Origin of the sequence: Winogradskyella pelagia, from assembly GCF_017581965.1 — a bacterium.
Classification (GTDB): Bacteria; Bacteroidota; Bacteroidia; order Flavobacteriales; family Flavobacteriaceae; genus Winogradskyella; species Winogradskyella pelagia.
This window is the reverse complement of record NZ_JAGEVF010000002.1, coordinates 1-23,859: the sequence shown is the minus strand read 5'-3', so window position 1 is coordinate 23,859 and position 23,859 is coordinate 1. Positions and strand designations below refer to the sequence as shown.

The 23,859-nt window shown below is 36.2% G+C and carries 27 protein-coding genes; 12 read left to right on the top strand and 15 right to left on the bottom strand.

Annotated features, from left to right (window positions below; all coding sequences use genetic code 11):
* Positions 1-132: 132 nt before the first annotated feature.
* On the bottom strand, positions 133-582 hold the full coding sequence (locus tag J4050_RS02525; protein WP_208152382.1) for a ferritin-like domain-containing protein: 450 nt from the start codon (positions 580-582) through the stop codon (positions 133-135).
* Positions 583-779: 197 nt separating this feature from the next.
* Positions 780-1,472 carry a DUF6252 domain-containing protein gene (locus J4050_RS02520; RefSeq protein ID WP_208152381.1) on the bottom strand — a complete coding sequence of 231 codons (693 nt, stop codon included), beginning with the start codon at positions 1,470-1,472 and terminating at the stop codon, positions 780-782.
* Between the two features lie 168 nt (positions 1,473-1,640).
* Between J4050_RS02520 and J4050_RS02515 the strand changes: the two genes are divergently transcribed.
* From J4050_RS02515 to J4050_RS02490, 6 genes are all read left to right on the top strand, one after another.
* Positions 1,641-2,153: a 30S ribosomal protein S16 gene (locus J4050_RS02515; protein WP_208152380.1), complete on the top strand. Its 513-nt coding sequence runs from the start codon at positions 1,641-1,643 to the stop codon at positions 2,151-2,153.
* A gap of 141 nt (positions 2,154-2,294) precedes the next feature.
* Positions 2,295-2,825 (top strand): ribosome maturation factor RimM, encoded by a 531-nt coding sequence (rimM, locus tag J4050_RS02510; RefSeq protein WP_208152379.1) that lies wholly within the window; start codon positions 2,295-2,297, stop codon positions 2,823-2,825.
* 76 nt (positions 2,826-2,901) lie between these two features.
* On the top strand, positions 2,902-3,615 hold the full coding sequence (locus J4050_RS02505) for a tRNA1(Val) (adenine(37)-N6)-methyltransferase (protein WP_208152378.1): 714 nt from the start codon (positions 2,902-2,904) through the stop codon (positions 3,613-3,615).
* Positions 3,616-3,678: 63 nt separating this feature from the next.
* A complete protein-coding gene (locus J4050_RS02500) occupies positions 3,679-4,857 on the top strand; it encodes an acyl-CoA dehydrogenase family protein (RefSeq protein ID WP_208152377.1) in 1,179 nt (392 codons plus the stop codon).
* A gap of 77 nt (positions 4,858-4,934) precedes the next feature.
* A complete protein-coding gene (locus J4050_RS02495; protein WP_208152376.1) occupies positions 4,935-5,744 on the top strand; it encodes an SGNH/GDSL hydrolase family protein in 810 nt (269 codons plus the stop codon).
* A 27-nt stretch (positions 5,745-5,771) separates the two neighbouring features.
* Positions 5,772-6,671: a metallophosphoesterase family protein gene (locus J4050_RS02490; protein ID WP_208152375.1), complete on the top strand. Its 900-nt coding sequence runs from the start codon at positions 5,772-5,774 to the stop codon at positions 6,669-6,671.
* Here J4050_RS02490 and J4050_RS02485 read toward each other — a convergent pair.
* The 7 genes from J4050_RS02485 to trmB all read right to left on the bottom strand — a co-directional run bounded on the left by J4050_RS02485 (position 6,668) and on the right by trmB (position 11,248).
* A complete protein-coding gene (locus J4050_RS02485) occupies positions 6,668-7,003 on the bottom strand; it encodes a 2Fe-2S iron-sulfur cluster-binding family protein (RefSeq protein ID WP_208152374.1) in 336 nt (111 codons plus the stop codon). The genes J4050_RS02490 and J4050_RS02485 overlap by 4 nt on opposite strands.
* Entirely contained in the window at positions 7,003-8,058 is a 1,056-nt protein-coding gene (locus tag J4050_RS02480) for an NAD(P)/FAD-dependent oxidoreductase (protein WP_208152373.1), read from the bottom strand. The genes J4050_RS02485 and J4050_RS02480 overlap by 1 nt, the downstream gene beginning before the upstream one ends.
* Before the next feature lie 65 nt (positions 8,059-8,123).
* Positions 8,124-8,363: a NifU family protein gene (locus tag J4050_RS02475; RefSeq protein ID WP_208152372.1), complete on the bottom strand. Its 240-nt coding sequence runs from the start codon at positions 8,361-8,363 to the stop codon at positions 8,124-8,126.
* 1 nt (position 8,364) lies between these two features.
* On the bottom strand, positions 8,365-9,504 hold the full coding sequence (locus tag J4050_RS02470; protein WP_208152371.1) for a P-loop NTPase: 1,140 nt from the start codon (positions 9,502-9,504) through the stop codon (positions 8,365-8,367).
* A gap of 104 nt (positions 9,505-9,608) precedes the next feature.
* Positions 9,609-9,941, bottom strand: coding sequence for an MGMT family protein (locus J4050_RS02465; protein ID WP_208152370.1), 333 nt, complete (start codon positions 9,939-9,941; stop codon positions 9,609-9,611).
* Positions 9,941-10,570, bottom strand: a complete 630-nt coding sequence (locus J4050_RS02460) for a LysE family transporter (RefSeq protein ID WP_208152369.1) — start codon at positions 10,568-10,570, stop codon at positions 9,941-9,943. The genes J4050_RS02465 and J4050_RS02460 overlap by 1 nt, the downstream gene beginning before the upstream one ends.
* A 3-nt stretch (positions 10,571-10,573) precedes the next feature.
* A complete protein-coding gene (trmB, locus tag J4050_RS02455; RefSeq protein WP_208152368.1) occupies positions 10,574-11,248 on the bottom strand; it encodes a tRNA (guanosine(46)-N7)-methyltransferase TrmB in 675 nt (224 codons plus the stop codon).
* Positions 11,249-11,392: 144 nt separating this feature from the next.
* Between trmB and J4050_RS02450 the strand changes: the two genes are divergently transcribed.
* On the top strand, positions 11,393-12,430 hold the full coding sequence (locus tag J4050_RS02450; protein WP_243878532.1) for a glycosyltransferase: 1,038 nt from the start codon (positions 11,393-11,395) through the stop codon (positions 12,428-12,430).
* On the opposite strand, the gene J4050_RS02445 is transcribed toward J4050_RS02450, so the two are convergent.
* Positions 12,383-13,426 (bottom strand): ATP-binding protein, encoded by a 1,044-nt coding sequence (locus J4050_RS02445; RefSeq protein WP_208152367.1) that lies wholly within the window; start codon positions 13,424-13,426, stop codon positions 12,383-12,385. The genes J4050_RS02450 and J4050_RS02445 overlap by 48 nt on opposite strands.
* Positions 13,426-14,112, bottom strand: coding sequence for a response regulator (locus tag J4050_RS02440; RefSeq protein WP_208152366.1), 687 nt, complete (start codon positions 14,110-14,112; stop codon positions 13,426-13,428). The genes J4050_RS02445 and J4050_RS02440 overlap by 1 nt, the downstream gene beginning before the upstream one ends.
* A 229-nt stretch (positions 14,113-14,341) precedes the next feature.
* Here J4050_RS02440 and J4050_RS02435 point away from each other — a divergent pair, with 229 nt between their 5' ends.
* Together J4050_RS02435 and J4050_RS02430 are read left to right on the top strand one after the other, a co-directional pair.
* Positions 14,342-16,189, top strand: a complete 1,848-nt coding sequence (locus tag J4050_RS02435; RefSeq protein ID WP_208152365.1) for a T9SS type A sorting domain-containing protein — start codon at positions 14,342-14,344, stop codon at positions 16,187-16,189.
* 73 nt (positions 16,190-16,262) lie between these two features.
* A complete protein-coding gene (locus J4050_RS02430) occupies positions 16,263-17,243 on the top strand; it encodes an acyl-CoA synthetase family protein (RefSeq protein WP_208152744.1) in 981 nt (326 codons plus the stop codon).
* A 102-nt stretch (positions 17,244-17,345) separates the two neighbouring features.
* Here J4050_RS02430 and tyrS read toward each other — a convergent pair whose 3' ends face one another.
* Positions 17,346-18,644, bottom strand: a complete 1,299-nt coding sequence (gene tyrS, locus J4050_RS02425; RefSeq protein WP_208152364.1) for a tyrosine--tRNA ligase — start codon at positions 18,642-18,644, stop codon at positions 17,346-17,348.
* 88 nt (positions 18,645-18,732) lie between these two features.
* Here tyrS and J4050_RS02420 point away from each other — a divergent pair, with 88 nt between their 5' ends.
* Entirely contained in the window at positions 18,733-19,752 is a 1,020-nt protein-coding gene (locus tag J4050_RS02420) for an NAD-dependent epimerase/dehydratase family protein (protein WP_208152363.1), read from the top strand.
* Here J4050_RS02420 and J4050_RS02415 read toward each other — a convergent pair.
* The 3 genes from J4050_RS02415 to J4050_RS02405 are packed head-to-tail and all read right to left on the bottom strand — an operon-like array spanning position 19,749 to position 22,287.
* Positions 19,749-20,213, bottom strand: a complete 465-nt coding sequence (locus tag J4050_RS02415) for a DUF4296 domain-containing protein (RefSeq protein WP_208152362.1) — start codon at positions 20,211-20,213, stop codon at positions 19,749-19,751. The genes J4050_RS02420 and J4050_RS02415 overlap by 4 nt on opposite strands.
* Entirely contained in the window at positions 20,214-21,557 is a 1,344-nt protein-coding gene (locus J4050_RS02410) for a dihydroorotase (protein ID WP_208152361.1), read from the bottom strand.
* A gap of 4 nt (positions 21,558-21,561) precedes the next feature.
* Entirely contained in the window at positions 21,562-22,287 is a 726-nt protein-coding gene (locus tag J4050_RS02405; protein ID WP_208152360.1) for a polyprenol monophosphomannose synthase, read from the bottom strand.
* Between the two features lie 132 nt (positions 22,288-22,419).
* Between J4050_RS02405 and J4050_RS02400 the strand changes: the two genes are divergently transcribed.
* Both J4050_RS02400 and J4050_RS02395 read left to right on the top strand, forming a co-directional pair.
* The gene (locus J4050_RS02400) at positions 22,420-23,070 is read left to right on the top strand and encodes a DUF4271 domain-containing protein (RefSeq protein WP_208152359.1); all 651 of its coding nucleotides are present in this window, start codon (positions 22,420-22,422) and stop codon (positions 23,068-23,070) included.
* A gap of 16 nt (positions 23,071-23,086) precedes the next feature.
* Positions 23,087-23,836: a uroporphyrinogen-III synthase gene (locus tag J4050_RS02395; protein ID WP_208152358.1), complete on the top strand. Its 750-nt coding sequence runs from the start codon at positions 23,087-23,089 to the stop codon at positions 23,834-23,836.
* Positions 23,837-23,859 lie beyond the last annotated feature (23 nt).

Genomic DNA, 23,859 nt, shown 5'->3' with positions numbered 1-23,859 from the left:
GCTGTTCTCTTTCACTAAATAGAACCTTAAAAATACTAAATGAACATACCCTTTTTAGTAAAAGTTATAAACAGTTGTAAACAAAAAAACCACGCCTTCGCGTGGTTCTTCATCTTAACCTATTGTGTAGTATTAGGATACTACTTCTTCATAAATTTTTACGGAATTGATGGCTGCCTCGATAGCATTGCGCTGCTCTCTCAATAGTTCTATCAGTCTCGATGGAAATGTGGTATCCGCCAGTAAAGTGTTATACTCTTCTAAACTTGCTTTTTCTCCTCTGAGAGCCTCATTTAAAATAGTCTCTTCATTATTAGAGGAAAACGTAGCCTTTAAAGTCATCCAATTTCTATGCAAGATTCCTTTTAGACTTCCAGAATCTTCGGGTAATTCTCCATAAGTTAAAATTTCTGTTCTTAACTGTCTTGCAAATCTTGCGCGCTCTTCAGCTCTGTCCTTGAAGAAATTTTTTATGTTTACATTATCCACCTCTTTCATGGCATTAATGTAACCTTTTTCCGCATCATAATTTTTGATTAATAATTCGTTTAATTTCTCTGAAATAATTTTTTCGTACTTCATTATATCTTTGTGCATTTTAAATATTTCAATAATTTTTTTAAAGATGCCTATTGTTTCACATCTGCTTTTATAGTATAAGAGACAGAAGGTCCAATGTCAAGTTTATTAACACTTAATTCCTTGATTTAACGATTTTTAACAAAAAAGCATCACTTTTTAAGTAATGCTTTTATATCCAATTTAAGATTAGAATGAACCTACATACAATCTCCTAATCCATCTATAGTTTGTTGAAAATCACCTGAGTCATCACCACAAGCCTCGATAGCTTCTTCTAAAGCTGTTCTGTAGGCATTGCATACCGCTGAATAATTAGGATCATCCATTTCGGTACTATTAAAGTTTAATTCTGTAATTCCAAGGTTTTGACTCGCTTGCAAACATTGATTTTCGTCTCCAATAGCCAATAAACCTCCGACTAGAGGCACACGATAGAACACACCGTCTATAAAGTTAACAGAACGCATACCATCAGAAGAGAAAGCTGTAAATCTAAAGTTTCCTGTTATTAGCTTTGGATTTGCATTATTATTGATGTCTTCAACCTCAATGATACCTTCAATAGGATATAAAGTAACGCTTGGGTCTGGTTCATTTGCTGTAGAATAGACTGTACCATCCGCACCTTCAAAAATAGCTACAGCTGCACTGGTACTAGAAAGTTCAAATAACCCAGCTCCGTCTGTTGGTGTAATGAGTTGTAATGTCTCAAGTCCTGTACCACCTTCAAATAAAAATCCTCCAAAATCAATATCTGCTGCTTGGTAGTCTGAACGCCATGTAGCTCCGTCTTTGTTGCCTTGCATGGCAGGTGTATTAAATTCGACATTTTCGCTACAAGATTGGACAGCAAAAATGGCTAAAACTAAAAGAAAAAATAGTCGCTTCATAAGTAATAAGTCATAAAATCCTCGGTAACAATAGTGTTATGGGCACTTCAAATGTAAACTTTTTTTTAAAATAATCTACTGTTAACAACGTGTGGAGAATTGAAAAATTATACTATCTTTGCGCCCTCATTAATAACAAAGGTCGAGAACCTTACTAATTAATTATTTATGCCAGTAAAAATTAGATTACAACGACACGGTAAAAAAGGAAAACCTTATTTTTGGATCGTAGCAGCGGATTCCCGCGCAAAAAGAGATGGTAAGTATTTAGAAAAACTAGGTGCTTACAATCCAAACACTAACCCTGCAACTATCGATTTAGACGTCGATGGTGCTGTAAAATGGTTAGAAAATGGTGCACAGCCAACTGATACTGCAAGAGCTATTTTGTCTTACAAAGGTGCTTTATTAAAAAAGCATTTAGCGGGCGGTGTTAAAAAGGGCGCACTGACTGAAGAGCAAGCTGAAGCTAAATTCAATGCTTGGATGGAAGAGAAAGCTGCTAAAATTCAGGCAAAAGCAGATGGTCTAACAAAAGCTGAAGCAGATGCAAAAGCCAAAGCTTTAGAAGCTGAAAAAGCTATAAACGAAGCACGTATTGCAGCAGCAGCTCCAGAAGTTGTAGAAGAAGTTTCTGAAGAAGTTGCCGAAGAAACAACAGCTTCTAACGAAGAAGAATAAAATAATAAAGATTTTATACTTTTAAGCTCCGATATAATGTATCGGAGTTTTTTTATGCAAAATTGTTTTATGCAATTTTGTATTAAATTGAGTATTAATAGTATTAATAAGCTGCCTGCCTGCACAAGGATTATAAACATCATGAAAAAAGAAGACTGTTTTTATCTAGGTAAAATTGTAAAGAAATATAGTTTTAAGGGCGAGCTCTTGGCAAAACTAGATACTGACGAACCAGAATTATACGATAATCTCGATGCGATTTTTATTGACTTAAGAGGGAATCTTGTTCCTTTTTTTATTGAATCGTCTCAACTCCACAAGTCAGATTTATTACGTCTAAAACTTGAAGATGTTTTGGATGAAAGTGATGCAGACGCTCTATTAAAATGTGATTTATATTTGCCTTTAGAGTTTTTGCCTAAGTTAGAAGGGAATAAATTCTATTTTCATGAAGTCATTGGCTTTACCATTAAGGACAAATCCTTTGGAGATGTAGGCGTAATCAAAGCAATTAACGATTCTACCGCACAGGCTTTATTTGTAGTAGACAGAAATAGTGTAGAAATTTTAATACCGATGAATGATCAGTTCATTGTAGAATTAAATCGCGGCACGAGTACAATTGTTATGGATTTACCAGAGGGTTTGATTGAAATATATTTAAATAATTAAAGGTAATTACTAAATATATTTCAATCATGTCTTAAAATGAATTAGAAGATTCTGAGACACATTCAGAATAACAACTATGAATCAGCCATTTAAATTCAAACAATTTACAGTGAAGCAAGACCGTTGTGCCATGAAAATAGGTACAGATGCAGTTTTACTTGGTGCTTGGACTTCCGTTGAGCAAAATCCGTTTTCAGTTTTAGATATTGGCTCTGGCACAGGTGTTTTAAGCCTTATGTTAGCCCAGAGATGTCCAACAGCTATGGTTGAAGCTTTAGAAATCGATCCTGAAGCCTATGAGCAATGCGTTGAAAATTTTGAAAACTCTACATGTTCCGATCGCTTGTTTTGCTATCATGCTTCACTTCTAGAGTATGTTGACGAAGTAGAAGACACTTACGATATCATAATCTGCAACCCACCATTCTATTCGGATAGTTATAAGACTGAAAAAGAAGCACGAAACAAAGCAAGATTTCAAGATGCCATGCCTTTTGAGCATCTCGTATATGCCGCTAGCAAACTGCTCTCTAAAACTGGTATTTTTTCTGTCATAGTCCCTAATACTGAAGAGGAAAATTTCACTTTGCTTGCATCAAAAGTAGGTCTATTTCCACAACGGATTCTTCATGTTAAAGGAAATCCAAATAAAGACATAAAGCGCACCCTAATTGAGTTTTCTAAAATTGAGCAAGAGAGCAATACTGCAACTTTAATTATTGAAACCGAACGGCACAACTATACCAAGGACTACATTAATCTCACCAAGGATTTCTATCTTAAAATGTAACTTTCATCTTGGGACGTTGCAAACGATTTCGTTACCTTTGTCAGACAGAATTAATATTTATTTATGAAGCCAGATTTATTTGAAGCACCGGACTATTACAACCTTGACGATTTACTTTCCGAAGAACACAAATTGGTTAGGGATGCTGCTCGAGATTGGGTAAAGCGAGACGTATCGCCAATTATTGAAGACGCTGCACAAAAAGCAGAATTCCCAAAGTCTATAATCGGAGGCTTAGCAGAAATTGGTGCATTTGGCCCGTATATTCCTGAAGAATATGGAGGTGCCGGATTAGACCAGATATCTTACGGCTTAATAATGCAAGAAATTGAAAGAGGAGACTCTGGCGTTAGGAGTACTGCTTCTGTACAATCTTCTTTAGTAATGTATCCTATCTGGAAATATGGTTCTGAAGAACAGCGTCAAAAATATTTACCCAAACTTGCTTCTGGAGAATGGATGGGTTCATTTGGACTTACAGAGCCCGACCATGGTTCTAATCCAGGTGGCATGACTACTAATTTCAAAGATGTGGGTGACCACTATCTTTTGAATGGTGCAAAATTATGGATTTCAAATTCTCCATTTTGTGATGTCGCTGTAGTTTGGGCCAAAAATGAGGAAGGAAGAATACATGGTTTAATCGTGGAACGCGGCATGGAAGGTTTCTCAACTCCAGAAACACATAATAAATGGTCGTTAAGAGCTTCGGCTACAGGAGAGTTGATTTTCCAAGATGTTAAAGTACCAAAAGAGAATCTGTTACCAAACAAATCGGGATTAGGAGCACCACTTGGATGCTTAGATTCAGCACGATACGGCATTGCTTGGGGAGCCATTGGAGCAGCAATGGATTGTTACGATACAGCCCTAAGATATGCCAAAGAACGTATTCAATTTGGTAAACCAATAGGTGCATTCCAATTACAACAAAAAAAGCTTGCTGAAATGATAACCGAAATCACTAAGGCCCAACTTTTAGCTTTTAGATTGGGCCAATTAAAAAATGAAGATAAAGCGACCTCTGCTCAGATTTCAATGGCAAAACGTAATAATGTTGAAATTGCCATTAAAATAGCCCGTGAAGCCAGACAAATTTTAGGCGGAATGGGTATTACAGGTGAGTATAGCATAATGAGGCATATGATGAATTTAGAAAGTGTAATCACTTACGAAGGAACACATGACATCCATTTATTAATCACAGGACTAGATATCACTGGCTTAAATGCCTTTAAATAAGATTAAACTTTTTTACCATTAAAGGCCTCCAAATAAACGAGGCTTTTTTATTTTGATATAGTCGTATCTTTACAAATATGAAAAAGAGCTTAGTTTTGCTGCTACTTCTAGTACTTGCTTTGTCATGCAGTACGGAACCACCAAACATTCAATTAGGCCCTTACGATGCAGATGAAAATACTGACGAAGGCGAAACCAATACTGTTGACACAGATAGTACAGCAACAGGTAATGGCTCTAACAATAATGACGTTGAACCAGATAATGAGCCAGACCTATATTCCATCTTATCCCTTGGTGACAGCTATACTATTGGAGAAAGTGTTTGTTCATCTTGCAGATTCCCTGAGCAATTAAAAGACAGTTTATCCAATAGATATGAAGATACCGAATACAATTTAAATGTTATTGCCCAAACAGGCTGGACTACAACGAATCTTCTAAATGCTATTGCTTCTGCTAATTTAACCGAAGACTATGATTTGGTAACACTTTTAATTGGTGTTAACAACCAATACCAAAACAAGCCATTTTCACTTTACGAGTTTGAGTTTCCTCAATTAATTGATAAATCTATTGAAGCCGCTGAAGGTGATACATCTAAAGTAATTGTTATCTCTATTCCAGATTATGCTTTTACACCTTTTGGACAAGGCCAAGGCAACCAAGAAGTTACCTCAGATGAAATCGACCAATACAATACCTATGCTGAAGCGTATTGTAATCAGATGGGTATCTCATATGTTTATATTACCGATATAACAAGACAAGGTTTAGACAATACTGATTTAGTGGCCTCAGATGGTTTACACCCTTCAGAATTAGCCTATTCAAAGTTCGTTGAGCGCATTTTACCTCTGGCAATTGAAAAATTAGAACTACAATAGCTTCAACTTTTTGGTTACATTTACCTTATGCTAACTACCAGAAAGCGCTTAGATAAAGCTTATAAGAATGCGTTTAGGTTAACTTTTGACGACGCGTCAAAATTTATTCTTTTTAGCGATTGCCATCGTGGTGACAATAGTTTTGCCGATGACTTTGCTAACAACAGAAACATCTATTACCATGCGCTGAAGCATTATTACAATGAGGGTTTTCAGTATTGTGAACTTGGTGACGGTGATGAGCTCTGGGAAAATCTTTCTTTTGAATCACTTCTTTTTGCGCATAAAAATGTTTACATGTTAATGAAACAATTCCATGATCAGGAGCGCTTACATATGATTTGGGGAAACCATGATATGGTCTACAGAAAGCAGAGCTATGTCAACAAAAATCTTAATTCTTATTTTGACCCTAAGACAGGTAAAAATGAAGATTTATTCTGCGACATTGTTTATCATGAAGCCATTGTTTTAGAACATTCTTCAACAGGACAAGAATTATTTTTATGTCATGGTCACCAAGCCGACTGGTGGAATTACCTGTTTTGGAAATGGAGTCGGTTTCTTGTTAGGATACTCTGGAAACCCTTAAACGTTATGGGCATTGCAGACCCAACAAGCCCTGCTAAAAACTACAAGGAGCTTATAAAAATAGAACGGCGAAGCAAAAAGTGGATTACCGAAAACAACAACCTCATTACTATTGCAGGACATACCCATAGACCACGTTTCCCAGAACCTGGAGATATCGCTTTCTTTAATGATGGTAGCTGTGTACATCCTAGAAGTATTACCGGTCTGGAAATTGAAGCAGGACATATTTCACTTATAAAATGGCAGGTTGTTACTACAGAAAATGGCACCCTAAAAATTGACCGATTTTTATTAGAAGGTCCTACGCCATTATTAGCCTATAAAACGAATTAACTTTCTGGAGCCAACTCTACATGTAGACCCTCAAGCTCTGGCGTCATAGGAATCTGACATCCTAAACGACTATTATCTTTAACATAAAAAGCCTCAGAAAGCATAGCTTCTTCGTCGTCTTGCATTTCGGGAAGTTCTGTATCACTGAGAATATAGCATTGGCATGACGCGCACATGGCCATTCCTCCACAAACGCCAATTGTTCCCTCTGGTGCAAGTTCAAAAGAGCGAACTACCTCCATAAGGTTCATAGCCATATCCGTTGGAGCATCGATTTGATGCGCAACACCATCTCTATCTATTATTGTAATTGAAATGTCTTGGGTATCCACTATTGAATTGCCTTTACAACGGCTTTAGGAGCCTCTTTTCTAGTTCCATCAAAACCGTCAACACCGCTTACAGTAGTATATTTTAAAACATAGCGTTTCCCAGGATTAATAATTTGATAGGCAGCCTGACACATTAAAGTTGCTTCGTGAAAACCGCAAAGAATTAATTTTAGTTTCCCTGGATATATATTTCCATCACCAATGGCAAAAATGCCTGGTATATTAGTTTGATAATCTAGAGCATTATTAACCTTAATAGCATTTTTCTCTATTTCTAAGCCCCAATTTGCAATTGGCCCTAACTTTGGCGATAATCCAAATAAGGGAATAAAATGGTCTGTTTCCATGCGAATAGCCTCTTCGTCTTTTTTGGCTATTTCCACCGCTTCCAACCTTTCATCGCCATAAATGGCTGTCACTTCTGCTGGTGTTATAAGATTTATTTTACCAAGATTCTTTAACTCTTGTACCTTTTCTACAGAATCTAAATGGCCTCGAAATTCATTACGCCTATGAACTAAAGTGACACTTTTAGCTACATCTGCCAAAAAGATACTCCAATCTAAAGCCGAATCGCCACCACCGGCAATAACGACATTCTTATCACGATATAATTCTGGCTCTTTTATCATGTACTCTACGCCTTTGCCTTCAAAACTAGCGATATTATCAATCAATGGTTTTCTAGGTTCAAAACTACCCAAACCACTTGCAATAGCCACTACCGGCGCCTTGTGTTGGGTGCCTTTGTTTGTAGTAACTACAAATGACCCATCCTCTTGTTTATCAATGGTTTCTGCACGTTCACCAAGAGTAAATCCTGGTTGAAACTGTTTGCATTGCTCCATTAATTTATCTGTTAAATCGCCAGCTAATATTTCTGGATAAGCAGGAATATCATATATGGGCTTCTTAGGGTATATCTCTGAACATTGTCCGCCAGGTTGTGGAAGAGCATCAATGAGATGACATTTTAATTTTAATAATCCCGCTTCAAAAACCGCAAATAGTCCAGTTGGACCAGCACCTATAATAATTATGTCAGTTGTAATCATGAAATTTCAATTGGAAACAAATCTACTAATGTGAAGAGTTTTAATTTGTGACAAAAGTCACATAATTACTCTACATTGATAACGCGTTCTATTTGAGGCGCATATTTCTTAATAGTCATTTCAACTCCAGACTTAAGAGTCATTTGGTTAACACTACAAGAGGTGCATGTACCTTCTAGCTGAACCTTTACTAGTTTGCCGTCTTCTATAGACAACAAAGAAATATCGCCTCCATCGCTTTGAAGAAATGGCCTAATTTCATCTAAGGCTTTTTCAACGTTTAGTCTAAGTTCTTCTAAATTCATACTATGACTTCTTTATGGCAGAGCAACCTGCCATTGTTGTAATTTTAATTGCTTCTGTTGCTGGCAGAGCCTTGTTTCTGTAGACCACTTGTTGCACTACAGCTTTTGTTATTTCCTCAAATGCTTCTTCAATAACGCTCGCTGTTTGCAATGCTGCAGGTCGCCCTACATCTCCTGCTTCTCTAATACTTTGAACTAGTGGAACCTCCCCAAGAAGAGGCACCTCCAAGTCTTCTGCAAGATGCTTTGCACCTTCTTTTCCAAATATATAATATTTATTTTCAGGCAATTCCTCTGGTGTGAAGTAGGCCATATTTTCAATTATCCCTAACACTGGAACATTGATATTATCTTGCTGAAACATAGCAACACCTTTCTTGGCGTCTGCTAAAGCAATTGTTTGAGGTGTACTTACCACAACGGCCCCAGTTATTGGAAGCGCTTGCATTATACTCAAATGAATATCACCAGTACCAGGTGGTAAATCAATTAATAAAAAATCTAATTCCCCCCAAGCTGCATCAAAAATCATTTGGTTCAGTGCTTTAGAAGCCATTGGACCTCTCCAAATAACAGCCTGATCTGCCTTTGTAAAAAAGCCTATTGACAAAACCTTCACACCATAATTCTCAACAGGTTTCATTTTTGACTTTCCCTCAACATTAACTGACAATGGTCTTTCTGAAGCTACATCGAACATGATGGGAATTGATGGCCCATAAATGTCTGCATCCAATAAACCGACTTGAAATCCCATTTTTGCTAAACTAACCGCTAGATTGGCGGTAACTGTAGATTTACCTACACCTCCCTTACCAGAAGCTACTGCAATTATATTTTTAATGCCTGGAATAGGTTTACCTTTTATTTCATTTTTAGGTTTTGCAGCTGGAGCATCTACCTTGATATTTACCTTAATTTTTGCTTTTTCGTAAACTTCTCTATGGATAGTCTGCAAAATCTCAACCTCTGTTTTCTTCTTTGCTTGAAGACTTGGGTTTTTAATGGTAATATCAACAATGACCTCATCAGCAAACGTAACCACATTAGTTACGGCACCACTATCAACCATATTTTGCCCTTCACCAGGTACGGTAATTTTTTTAAGTGCTTCAATTATGTTTTGCTTATTCAGTTTCACTTCGTTATCTAGATTAATTCTAAGCGCAAAGATACTGCTAAAAGTTTATACTTTTAGTTAAGAAAATTGAAAGGGCTTATGATAAGATTTGAGAAATAAATATTCTATCGCAGTTCTTCCATCGGATTCCAGTAAACGTCTTGTAAGTTCTGAATTTGATTATCCTTAACCACTATACCTTCATTCTCTAAGAGCTGTTGCATGAGGTCAGTTCCCTCAAAGTGATGTTTCCCCGTTAATAATCCATTTCTATTTACTACCCGATGTGCTGGAACATCTTTGGTGTGAGACGCATTCATTGCGTAACCAACCAATCGGGAGCTTCTTGCAGCACCAAGATATTTAGCAATTGCTCCGTAATTTGTTACTCTCCCATAGGGTACTTGACGTACAACATCGTAAACACGCTCAAAAAAACTTAATGTTTCTGGCTTCATTACAATTCTTTAAGGATATTTATAAAGGTAATTAGCGCAACAATTCCTGTGATGGTCCCTATGATGTAATTCATACCTTTTTGAGAAGTAAATTTCCGCTCTTTAATTTTATCGAAGAAAAATATATACATATATAGCATCACAAATGTACCCATTGAAGCTCCCGTAACATATGTAACTATACTCAATCGTTCAAAATTCATTAGCCCAAACGAGGCGAGAGTAATGGTCATATACGCTTGATATGGAATTGGAAAAACATTCAAGGCAGACAGCAACATACCGTGAAAAAATCGACTTCTTTTACTACGCACATCAGTTTCAATTTTCGATTCTTTTTGGTTTCTGGCTATAACAAGAAAATAAATTGTAATTAACACAAAAATTACAAAAGCTACACGCTGCAATATTTCAACAACATCGGGTCTAATTGATAAATATCTAGCAAAGATTGCTGCAATATAGGTTTGGACAAAAACCACAAGGCAAACTCCAGATGAAAAGGTAATACCTCTTCCAGGTCCTTCTTTGAGACTTATTTTAGCTGCAGTCATATTTAGTAAGCCTGGAGGTATTACGCCAATAAGCGCCACAAAAAGTCCAAGGAAGAAAACAACGGTTATACTCAAATCTTAGTTGATTTTGAATCTAATATACGTAATTGCTTTGTCTTGCTCTAAATACTGACTTTCGTAAAAGGTTTGAATTTGGGTTACTTCTGGTGGACTTCCTTCGAGATGATATACATTATGATTAGCATATAACACCTCTTTTTGTAAACCATGTAATAGTCCAAGTGTGTACCCATGCATAAATTCACTATCGGTTTTAAGGTGCACTAATCCATCAGGTTTCAAAATATTTTTATAACGATTTAAAAACTCGAGATTGGTAAGCCTATGCTTTGTTCTCTTGTATTTAATCTGCGGGTCAGGGAAGGTAATCCAAATTTCATCTACCTCGTGAGTTGCAAATGCCAGCTCAATCAATTCAATTTGAATTCTTAGAAACGCGACATTAGACATTTCCCTATCTAAAGCTGTTTTTGCACCTCTCCAAAAGCGAGCACCCTTAATATCGATTCCAATAAAATTCTTGTTAGGGTATCGTTCCGCAAGCCCAACCGTATATTCACCTTTGCCACAACCCAATTCTAAAACTAAGGGATTGTCTTTTTTAAAATAATTGGTATTCCAATTGCCCTTAAAACTAAAATTATCATTTAGTAATTCTGTTCTCGCTGGCTGAATAACGTTTAAAAAGGTATCGTTGTCCTTGAATCTTTTGAGCTTGTTCTTGCTTCCCACAGCTATAGCTAATAATTAATAGTGCGGTAAAATTAAGGAAACATTTTAGGTTTATATTTGTTTTTAAGCTAACAATTAAACAAAACGGAAATCAAGGAAAACGAAAGAATAGGAAAAATTTTAGTAGCACCTTTAAATTGGGGTTTGGGCCATGCTACAAGATGTATTCCCATTGTTAGAGAATTACTACTACAAGGTTTCGAACCTCTAATTGCAAGTGATGGTGAGGCCTTGCTTCTATTACAAAAGGAATTTCCGGGATTGGCCTCAATTGAGCTTCCATCCTATAACATCAGTTATCCAAAAAACGGTAATAGTTTTAAATACAAGCTATTAAAGGATTCTCCACATTTACTGAGTATCATAAAAAAAGAAAAGTGGATTATTAAACAGCTCGTAGAAGCAGGAGGTATCGCTGGCATTATATCAGATAACCGATTTGGAGTTAGACACAAGGCTGTACCGTGCGTTTTTATTTCTCATCAAATTAGGGTGCTTAGCGGAATTACCACATGGTTTAGCACGAAATTTCACCAAAATATTATTTCAAAATTTGACGAATGCTGGGTACCCGATGTTGATAGAATCCCAAACTTAAGCGGTAAGCTTGGACATGTTGAAGATTTTAGATTTCCAATAAAATATATTGGACCGTTAAGCCGATTTAAGAAAAAGAACATAAACTCTGAATATGACCTACTAGTATTACTCTCTGGCCCTGAACCACAGCGAAGTATGCTTAGCGAAGCATTATTACATCAACTACATGACTATGAGGGTAAAGTCTGTTTTATTAAAGGAACTATAGAAAGTAAACAAACAACTACCCAAATTGGCTCAATTACAGTCCATAATTTTCTCTTTGGCAGCAACTTGGAAAATGTTATAAATGCAAGCGAAATTATCTTAAGCCGATCAGGCTATACCACTATTATGGACTTAGCCAAGTTAGGCAAAAAAGCATTTTTCATTCCTACACCAGGACAATTTGAACAGGAATATTTAGCGGAAAAACTCAAACTTGAAGGCATAGCACCGAGTTGCAATCAAAAAGATTTTACGCTGGACAAGATAAATTTAGTTAAGGATTACACTGGTTTTTCTAATCTTAAGTCAACTACTGATTTTAAGGGATTATTCAACCTTTTCAAGAGTGAAGGAGAATTCGCTACCCACGCCTAGTTCGCTTTCTACGTAGATTTTTTCTTCGTGTGCCTCAATAATATGTTTAACAATAGATAGGCCTAGACCAGAACCCCCTTCCTTCCGAGATCCGCTTTTGTCTACACGGTAAAATCTTTCGAATAAACGTGGAAGATCTTTACCATCAATTCCTTCACCATTATCTGTAACCCTAATAATAGCTTTATTTTTAATAAGGTTCTCTATACTGACTTCAGTAGTACCCTTTTCCCTGCCGTATTTAATAGAGTTTACAACAAGATTAGTCAGTACCTGCTGAATGCGTTCTCTGTCTGCATTTACTATTACAGGCTCATCATAGTCCATGTCAAAAGTTAGGGTTATCTTCTTTTTGGCAGCTTTCATTTCAAATAAATCAAAAACCCCCTTTACCAAATCTACAATATCAAAATGTTCTCTATTTAGTCTTAAATCACCTACCTCGAGCTTGGTGATCATATCTAAGTCCTTGATAATGTATATAAGACGCTCAACGCCTTTACTTGCCCTATTGAGGTATTTTTTTCTTAATTTTGGGTCCTCCATGGCGCCATCTAGCAGCGTCAGTATATAACCTTGTACTGTAAATAGTGGCGTTTTGAGCTCATGGGAGACATTTCCCATAAATTCCTTTCTATACTCCTCTCTAACCTTTAGGGTCTCAATTTCTAACTTTTTGTCACGGGCATATTTGTCAATCTCCTTAGTCAAAGTTCCCATATCTGTGGTTATGGGTTGTTGCCTAAGACTTGTAGATTCTAGCAGGGTAAGATCATCATATATTTTTTTTACTCGTTTGTATATAAACCGTTCTACCCTATACTGAATGATTATAAAACAAAGAATATAACACACAAGCGGGAAAAAGATAACTTGCCAATTAAACGTATGGTAATACCACAAAAAAACACTCAATAAGAGTGTTGTAAATAGTGTAACATAAAACGAAGTCCGTATGGCGAACTTATATGTTTTTTTTAAGCTGTTTTTTTGCATTAATCTACAAACTTGTAACCAACGCCTTTTACGGTTTTAAAGGATTTGTCTCCTATTTTTTCGCGAAGTTTTCTAATATGTACATCAATGGTTCTCCCTCCAACAACAACCTCATTTCCCCACACTTTATCTAAAATTTCTTCGCGCTTAAAAACCTTACCGGGTTTAGATGCCAACAAAGATAACAATTCAAACTCTTTTCTTGGCAGTGTAATTTCCTTGCCCTTATTGGTTATTTTATATTCTTCTTTATAAATAATCAGATTCCCAATTTTTACGATAGCATCAGCAACCTCATCTTTGTCCTTGAGACGTCTTAACAAGCCTTTTACCTTACTTACTAAAACTTTTGGCTTTATTGGTTTAGAGATATAATCATCTGCTCCCGCTTCAAAACCAGCTACCTGAGAATAGTCCTCCCCTCTTGCTGTTAAAAAAGCAATAATTGTATCGCTGAGCTCAGAATGTTCCCTTATTTTTTCACATGCCTCTATACCATCCATTTCTGGCATCATAACGTCTAAGATAATCAAATGCGGTTTATGCTTTTTGGCCTTTTCAACGGCTTCCATTCCATTTTCTCCAGTAATAACTTGGTAGCCTTCAGCAGATAGGTTGTAGCCAACAATTTCTAAAATATCTGGCTCATCGTCAACCAAAAGAATTTTAATGTCCTTCTTTTTCACTATTTCATAAAGTTTAATGTATCGTAAATATAAAATATATATGGCTATCCGCTTAAGAAACTATAATTGATAACAATTCTCTAACATTGAAATTATAGAAATACTTCAACACCCTAAAAGGACCTTTGTATATATTATATTATTGTAAACTTAACAGAAAATACCCTAACACACTAAGGCTAAAAGGGAATAGTTGTTATATTTGTGTATAACAAAATATTAATCAATTATGAAAAAACTTTACTTTTTATTTATTTCTATTTTAATGTTAGGTAATCTTGCTTTCTCTCAAGTTCTTATAACTGAACTAGCAGATCCTAATAATGATTCAAACGCGAGGTTTATCGAATTATATAATCTGGGAGCTTCTGCAGTAGACTTCACAGAGGGAAATGGCTGGCAAATTGATAAGTACACCAATGCAAGTGGCACTGTCTCTCTTTCTTTAGATTTAACAGGTACAATACAACCTGGTGCATTTTATATAATCGCCTACGATCTTAATGATGGAGGTGTATTTCAATCTACATATGGTTTTGCTCCCGACCAATTAGATAACGTAAACAATGGTGTTGCTGGTAGCAATGGAGATGATGATATCGTACTTGTAGATGGCAATGACGTTATAGTAGATTTCTTTGGGATTCCTGCAACGGATAATAGTGGAACATGTGCTGAATATGAAGATGGAAGAGCCGAGAGATTAATAACTGTTTCCGGACCAAATCCAACCTTTGACGAAGCAGAGTGGAATGTTTGGGCAGATAGTGACGTAACAGGCTGTACCTCTCACCAAAATGCACCAAGAACAGCACCTAGTGATTTTGATCCTGGAGCATGGGGCACACCTACTTGTGGTTTGTCATTATTGAACCCATCAGCGGTTTGTGATAATATTACCCCAGGTACGGATACCTACACAGCATCAGTCGAATTTACAGGTGGTGGCACTGCCACATATACTGTTACCGCAGATGCGGGGGTAGTGGACTTATCTGGAGGTGACCCAAGTGTAGATGCTACAGGAACAATTACTGTAACTGGTTTAACTGAAGGTATTGACGTTATAATTACTGTCCAAGATGGTGGTGTCTGTGATGTGAATTCAACTGTATTTGCCCCTGATTGTGTCCCGTCATTAGCTTTACCATTGTATGAAGGTTTTGATTACACTGTTAGTCAAAATTTAGGGGACCAAGCTAATTGGGAAGATTTTAATAGTGGTGACAATATTTTAGTTGCTGGCCCAGGAGGATTAACCTACACTGGCTTGGCCAGTGATTCTCAAACTGGTAATCATGTTGCTTTTAGCGGCTCAGGTGCTGAATCAAAAATAGAATTTACTGGTGTTAGCTCAGGGCCAGTTTATGCTTCATTTTTATTGAATTTAACTGACATATCTGCGATGACAGACCTAACTGATGGTGGCTATTTCGCAGCATTAGCAGGTTCAGACTCAGGATATGATGCCAGAGTATGGGTAAGACCAAATACAGACCCTGTTGGCACTACTTACGATATCTCAATAACAAGTTTAAGTTCAGGAGGAGCAGGTGCGCCTTTCGCTGGCTCATATAATGTTGGAGATACAGTTTTGATTGTGTTAAGCTATGATGCCTCAAATGGTATGGTTAAGGGCTGGGTGAACCCGACTTCATTTGGTGGTGCCGAACCAGCTCCCGATTTTTCTGAAACTGATTCTAATCCTGCCGCAGTTATAGACAGGTTTGTTTTAAGACAAGATAGTACTGGAGAAACGCCTTCTGTACTTTTTGATGAACTCAGAATAGGTAGCTCTTATGCCGAGGTGACTCCACAAACACTTTCAACTACAGAGTTTAATGCAAATGACGTAGCCATATTCCCTAACCCTACAAATTCTGGATTTGTGACCATTAACACGGCACTCAATGATGTTATCAATGTAGAAGTGTACGATATGCTAGGAAAGCAAGTTAAAAAAGCTACTATGCAACCAAACACCAATCTTAACGTCTCTAACTTAAGATCTGGAATTTACATTATTCGTTTAGAGCAAAATAATGCAACTATCACTAAAAAGCTGGTTATTAAATAACAAGTTTTTTTCAACTATAAAAGCGCTTTCTGAAATATCAGAAAGCGCTTTTTATTTTCCATATTTTTGCAGGGTGATTGCATCCAAGGATATATTTAACATTACGTCTCAATCGGATTTTGAGCAAAAGGCATTGAAAATTTTCAAATTTCAATTTGAAAACAATCGAGTGTACCGTTCATTTTGCGATTTACTGTATAAACACCCATCAGACATAAGGACCTTAAAAGAGATTCCTTTTTTACCTATTCAGTTTTTTAAATCTCACAGGGTCATAAGCGGAAGAACAACCGAGGAAAAAGTGTTCACTAGTTCTGGTACTACAGGAAGTGCCACAAGCAAACACTATGTCTCTAACCTTAACTTATATATTCAAAGTTTTACTAGTGGTTTTGAACATTTTTATGGCAATGTAAAGGACTATGTCATTCTTGCTTTGCTGCCCTCCTATTTAGAACGTGAGGGTTCTTCTCTTGTTTTTATGGTTGACCATCTCATAAAGGCATCCGGACATAAAGAAAGTGGGTTTTACCTTAACAATTTTAAAGGGCTTTCTAAAACGCTTTTAGACCTTGAACAAAAGAAACAGAAAACACTTCTTATGGGTGTTTCTTTTGCGCTTTTAGACCTTATTGAGCATCAATCTTTTAATTTAAGGCATACTACAGTAATGGAGACCGGTGGTATGAAAGGCCGACGGAAAGAAATGATACGGCAAGAACTTCATCAACACTTACAGTCAGGTTTTGGCGTCAGTACGATTCATAGCGAATATGGTATGACCGAATTATTGAGTCAGGCTTATCTTAAAGACAATGGCGTATTTCAATGTCCGCCTTGGATGAAAGTCTTAACTCGAGATACCGAAGATGCTTTAAGCATACATCGAGGTAATAAAACAGGCGGATTAAATATTATTGACCTTGCCAACATCAATTCCTGTTCTTTTATAGCCACCCAAGACCTTGGCAGAATAGGACATAATGGCCATTTTGAAGTTCTCGGACGTTTTGATAACTCCGATATTCGTGGCTGTAATTTAATGGTACTGTAAGTTAGAGCTTTGTTTTACAACCTATTTAATATCCATGAAAAAGAAAGATTTTCATAATTTTGGTTGGTTGATTAATAAAAAGGGCCCAAAATTGGGCTCTTTTTATTTAAATTTTATGATATAGGTCGTCTTCTTACCTTTATTGATAATGAGGTATTGTCCGTTTATCAAATCTTCTTTAGATAATTGGTAATCTTCCTTAACCTTAATCTTGTTTACTCCTATGGCATTTTCTTTTAAAGCTCTCCTAGCTTCACCATTAGAGGCCATAAAATTAGTTTTAGCGGCTAAGGCACCTATCATATCTAAGCCATTTTCTAATTCATCTAATGGAAGTTCTACGTGAGGCACACCTTCGAAGACATCCAAAAACGTTTGCTCATTTAAGGTCTGGATATCCTCTTTAAAGGATTTACTAAACAATATTCTTGAGGCCTTTTGGGCATTTTCAAACTCTTCTTTAGAATGCACCATGGTTGTAATCTCTTCGGCTAATCGCTTCTGCAACAGCCTTTGGTGTGGTACCTGTTGGTGCTCAGTCACTAATGCGTCTATGGTTTCCTGGTTTAGAAAGGTAAATATCTTAATGTACTTTTCGGCGTCCTCATCGCTAGAATTCAACCAATACTGATAGAATTTGTAAGGCGAGGTACGATTGGCATCTAACCACACATTTCCACCTTCGGATTTACCAAATTTGGAGCCGTCGGATTTTGTAATCAATGGACATGTAATAGCATAACCCTTTCCATTACCAATACGTCTTATCAACTCGGTACCTGTGGTAATATTGCCCCATTGATCGCTGCCTCCCATTTGAATAGTACAATTATTAACCCTATACAAATGCAGAAAGTCATAGCCTTGGACTAGTTGATACGTAAACTCTGTAAAACTCATACCTTCGCTACTAGTTTCACCAGAAATCCTATTCTTAACAGAGTCCTTTGCCATCATGTAGTTCACGGTAATGTGCTTTCCGACATCTCTGATAAAATCTAGAAAGGAGAAATCTTTCATCCAATCATAGTTATTCACCATTTCAGCAGCATTATTAGTATCACTCTCAAAATCTAGAAAATGGGCTAACTGTTTTTTTATAGCTTCTTGGTTAAGTCTTAAGGTTGCTTCATCCAAAAGGTTACGCTCAGAAGACTTTCCAGAAGGATCACCTATCATTCCTGTAGCACCACCAACTAAAGCAATAGGCTTATGGCCACATCGCTGATAGTGGGCTAAAAGCATAATAGGCACCAAATTTCCTATATGTAAAGAATCTGCTGTAGGATCAAAACCTACATAGGCCGACCTCATCTCTTCGCTGAGGTGCTCTTCTACTCCCGGCATACTATCGTGTAACATGCCTCTCCATTTCAATTCGTCAACAAAACTCTTTCCCATGGAACTGATTTTCATTTTTAATTTGAGCAAAGATATGTTTCACAACTAAAAGAGAAAAGACAATTTGAAAAAAGCGTAACTTCGCTTTATGGTATTAGTTACTGGCGGTACAGGTTTAGTTGGTTCTCATTTACTCTATAGCTTAATTGAAAAGGGTGAAATTGTGAGAGCCACCTATCGAAAATCATATAAATTCGACCGTGTTAAACATGTTTTCGCTTACTACACTGAAGAAGGAGAAGCCTTATTTAACAAAATTGAATGGATTGAAGCGGATATTAATGACATACCTAAACTAACCGAGGTTTTTAAGGATATCACTTATGTCTACCACTGCGCAGCCTTTGTTTCCTTTGAGCCGAATAAGTATAAGCTGCTTAGAAAAATAAATATAGAAGGCACTGCGAATATTGTTAATCTATGCATTAGTCATAACATTAAAAAACTGTGCTATGTAAGTTCAATTGCTGCTCTTGGACATTACTCTAACCCAGAACAACCAATCCATGAAAACACAGCATGGAATCCAGATGAAGACAATAGTGTCTATGCAATTACCAAATACGGCGCTGAACTAGAAGTTTGGCGTGGTACCCAAGAAGGCGTGGATGCCGTAGTTGTTAACCCAGGAATTATTTTGGGAACAGGTCATTGGAATGGTGCAAGCAGTGGCAATTTATTTAAAAAGGTGCACGAGGGTATGCGCTATTTTGTAAATGGTATAACAGGCTATGTTGACGTAAGGGATGTTGTAGAATCTATGACTACTTTAATGCATAGCAACATAATAAATGAGAACTTTATCCTTGTATCTGAAAACTGGAGCTTTAAAGACTTTCAAACATATGCTTCTAAATGCCTAAAAGTAAAACCTCCTTTGAAAGAGGCAAAACCTTGGCTTCTAGGAATAGCCTGGAGACTAGATTGGTTAAATTCAAAGCTTTTTGGTAAACGCAGAACATTATCAAAACAAAGCGCTAAATCCCTGATGAGCATTACCAGATATGACAATACTAAAATAAAGAATGTCTTAGGAAAAGAATTAATACCAATTGAAGAATCTATAGAAGAAATCAGCAATCAATTTCTAATGGATTTTAAATCTTAATTATCTTCTGAGATTACTGGTTTTATTCTAATTTTTGATGAATCAATGACTTTTTTAGTCCTATTAGTTGCTTTTTTTATAGAGTCTTGTCGTCGCTTATTATTCATCTGTTCAGCTTTTTGAAGTTCTTGGGTTTTATCTTTTTCAACTTCAAGTCTAAGTCTTACCTCTTCAACTATTTCACGGTATTCCTCTGGGTCAAAAGCATAATAATTATTGCTTTTTGCAAATTGAAGACTATCGATATTATACTTCTTAAAAACATATTGCTCTGGCTCAAAGCCTTTCTTCTCAAGCAGAGCTCTATTTACATTTTTAGCCCCATTAATAACGTATAAATCATAAAGAATATTAGTCATTTGGTCTTTGGCTATAAGATTATCAGGTTTCTCCGGTCTGATGTTTTTATTACAGCCAATGGCAAGACAACATACTAATATAAGACTTAATCGTAATTTCATTTATCTAGAAAAAGTTAGACGTTTCCCTGCTCTAACGTTAAGAACCTTAAAATTGTTATAAGCGAGTTGACCATTTACGAAAGTATGGGTTATTCTACTTTTAAAAGTATTGCCTTCAAATGGAGACCATTTACATTTATAAAGAATGTTCTCTTTGTTTACTGTCCATGGTGCATTTAAATCTGCAATGACCAAATCGGCATAATAGCCTTCCCTAATGTAGCCACGTTTTTCAACATCGAAAAGAATTGCTGGGTTATGACAAGCCTTTTCAACAATTTTTTCTAATGATATTTTACCCTTATGATAACATTCCAAAAGGGCAACTAAAGAGTGTTGAACTAGAGGTCCACCTGATGGGGCACTAGTATAAGGATTATTCTTTTCCTCTAAGGTATGAGGTGCATGATCTGTAGCTATCACATCAATTCTGTCATCTAATAGTGCTTTCCATAATTGATCTCTGTCCTTTGCTGTTTTAACCGCTGGATTCCATTTTATACGGCTACCTTTGGTTTCGTAATCTTCATCTGAAAACCATAGGTGATGAATACAGACCTCTGAGGTTATTTTTTTATCCTTTAGAGGAATTTTATTGGTAAATAGATTTGTCTCTTTACCAGTTGATAAATGAAAGACATGAAGTCTTGCACCAGTCTTTTTGGCCAATTCGATTGCTTTTGAGGAAGATAAATAACAGGCTTCTTCACTTCTTATAATGGGATGATATTTCATGGGAATCTCATCTCCGTACTTGGCTTTACATTCTGCTAAATTCTCCCTAATAGTTTGTTCATCTTCGCAATGAACAGAGATAACCATGTCGGTGCTGGCAAATATCTTTTCTAACACTTGAGGGTCATCTACAAGCATGTTGCCTGTAGAGGAACCTAAAAACAACTTTAATCCGGCTACAGATTTAGTATCAACTTTTAAAATCTGCTCAAGGTTATCGTTGGTTCCTCCAAACATGAATGAATAATTGGCATGAGATGATTCTGCTGCAATTGCAAATTTTTCTTCCAATTTTTCAACCGTTGTGGTTTGCGGGTTGGTATTAGGCATTTCAATAAACGAAGTAACTCCTCCTGCCAAAGCGGCTTTGGACTCTGTTTCTATAGTTGCTTTATGTGTAAGGCCAGGTTCCCTAAAATGAACCTGATCGTCTATTAAGCCAGGTAAAACATAGTTGCCTTCTACATCAATAACATTGATATCGGCACTTTTAACACTAATAGAAGTATCTATTTCCTTAATGATATTATTCTCTATCAAAATATCACCTTCTAGGATTTTGCCTTCATTGACAATTTTAGCATTTTTTATGAGGGTGGTTGTATTCATTATATCATGAATTAGTAAACAAACTATTTATTTTTAAACTTATGACACCAAAAATGGCTTCGGAAATGATATTTCCGCTCATTTTGGATTTTCCTTTTTCTCGATCTTTAAATATAACTGGTATTTCACGTATTCTAAAGCCTTTTTTAGAAGCTTTAAACTTCATTTCAATCTGAAAAGCATAACCTACAAAGCGCACTTTGTCCAAATCTAAACGTTCTAAAACAGCTCTGCTGTAGCACACAAAACCAGCAGTTGGATCTTTTACGTTCATCCCTGTTATGAGTCTCACATAACGTGAAGCGCCATAGGATAATAATATTCTAGACAATGGCCAATTAACCACGGTAATACCTTTAACATATCTAGAGCCAACAGTCATATCAACCTGCTCCGATGAACATGCATTATAGAGCTTAATTAAATCATTTGGATTATGCGAAAAATCGGCATCCATCTCAAAAATATATTGGTAGTTTCTCTCAAGGGCCCATTTAAAACCAGATAAGTAAGCAGACCCCAAGCCTGTCTTACCTTGGCGTTGCACAAGATGTAATTGTCCTTTAAACTCAGATTGCAAGGCCTTAACTTTAGATGCTGTATTGTCTGGTGACGCATCATCTACTACCAATATCTCAAATACCTTTTCTTGAGAAAAAACCGTTCTTATGATAGCTTCGATATTCTCAATTTCGTTGTACGTAGGAATGATTACTAGAGCATCTGACATTGATAAAGATTTATACACTCGCGGTAATGATGTCGAGCACAAATGTAAGGGTTTTAGACATCTTTTTATCTATTAAATTTAATTAGATAGCCTTAAATTGGTATTGGATTATTTTTAAATTATTTTAGCCCAATGCGCGAGTTTATTACTTATGAGTGGTTCACAATCTTCACCATTATTGGAGCCTTTTGTATTGTATTGGCTAAGTTTACCAATGGTTTGCGCTTTCAGGACTTTATTTATGTTATCGGAAATTCTAAGTATTTAAAAATATATAGTCGTAACCAAAAGTTCATTGATCAGTTTGATAGTTTTCTATTTATAAATTTAGCCTTATCGACAAGTATTTTTATTTTTTTTACGTATTCTACTTTTGTTGATAATATTGTATTTGAGCTGATTCCATTTTTAAAACTTCTACTTGCCGTTGCAACATTGATAATTATAAAAATTTTGGTGGAGCGGTTAATTGGCAGTTTGTTTGATATAGACACAATTGTCGATGATTATCTATTTCAGAAAACGACCTTTAAGAATTATTCTGGCATAGTTCTATTAAGTGCAAACCTCTTTCTTATTTACTCTGATATGAGTTCTAAAATTGTGATTTTAATAGCATTTATTGCAGTTTGCCTAATTAATTTCACTGGGTTTTTGTCTTCTTTGAAGAGTCATCAAAAATTAATTAACGCTAATTATTTCTATTTTTTATTGTATCTTTGCGCTCTCGAAATTGGGCCTTATGTCCTTTTATATAAGGCCATTAGTGAGTATAACGCTTAATACAAAAGCTTATCGCATGAAAGTTAAAACGATATTAGTATCGCAACCTGAGCCTAAAATTGAAAACTCTCCTTACTTTGATTTGCAAGAGAAGCAAAAAGTAAAAGTAGATTTCAGACCTTTTATACATGTTGAAGGTGTGTCAGCTAAAGAAATCAGGCAACAAAAAATTGATTTAAGTACCTTCACAGCGATCATTCTTACAAGCCGAAATTCTGTTGATCACTTCTTTAGAATAGCCGATGAAATGCGCTTTAAAGTTCCAGATAGCATGAAGTATTTCTGTCAATCTGAGGCCGTTGCCTATTATTTACAGAAATACGTAGTTTACAGGAAGCGAAAGATTTACGTGGGCAAGCGTAATTTTGAAGACTTGGCTCCTCTTATAAAAAAGTATAAAGACGAAACATTTCTCTTACCTACAACAGACAAAGTGAAACCAATTATTCCTGAAACTCTTGATAATTTAGGAATTAGCTGGACACAATCTACGTTTTACAAAACAGTGATTAGTGATTTGTCTGACCTTGCAGACGTCTATTACGATATATTGGTATTCTTTAGTCCTTCAGGAATAGAATCCCTTTTCCATAATTTTCCAGATTTTAAACAAAATGACACTCGTATTGCTGTGTTTGGTAATACTACAGTAAAAGCGGTTAAAGAAAAAGGTCTTAGAGTGGACATTTCAGCCCCAACACCAGAAACTCCGTCTATGACAATGGCGTTGCAAAAGTATATTGATAAGGTGAACAAGGGTAAATAAAATACATTCAAATAAAAAAGCGA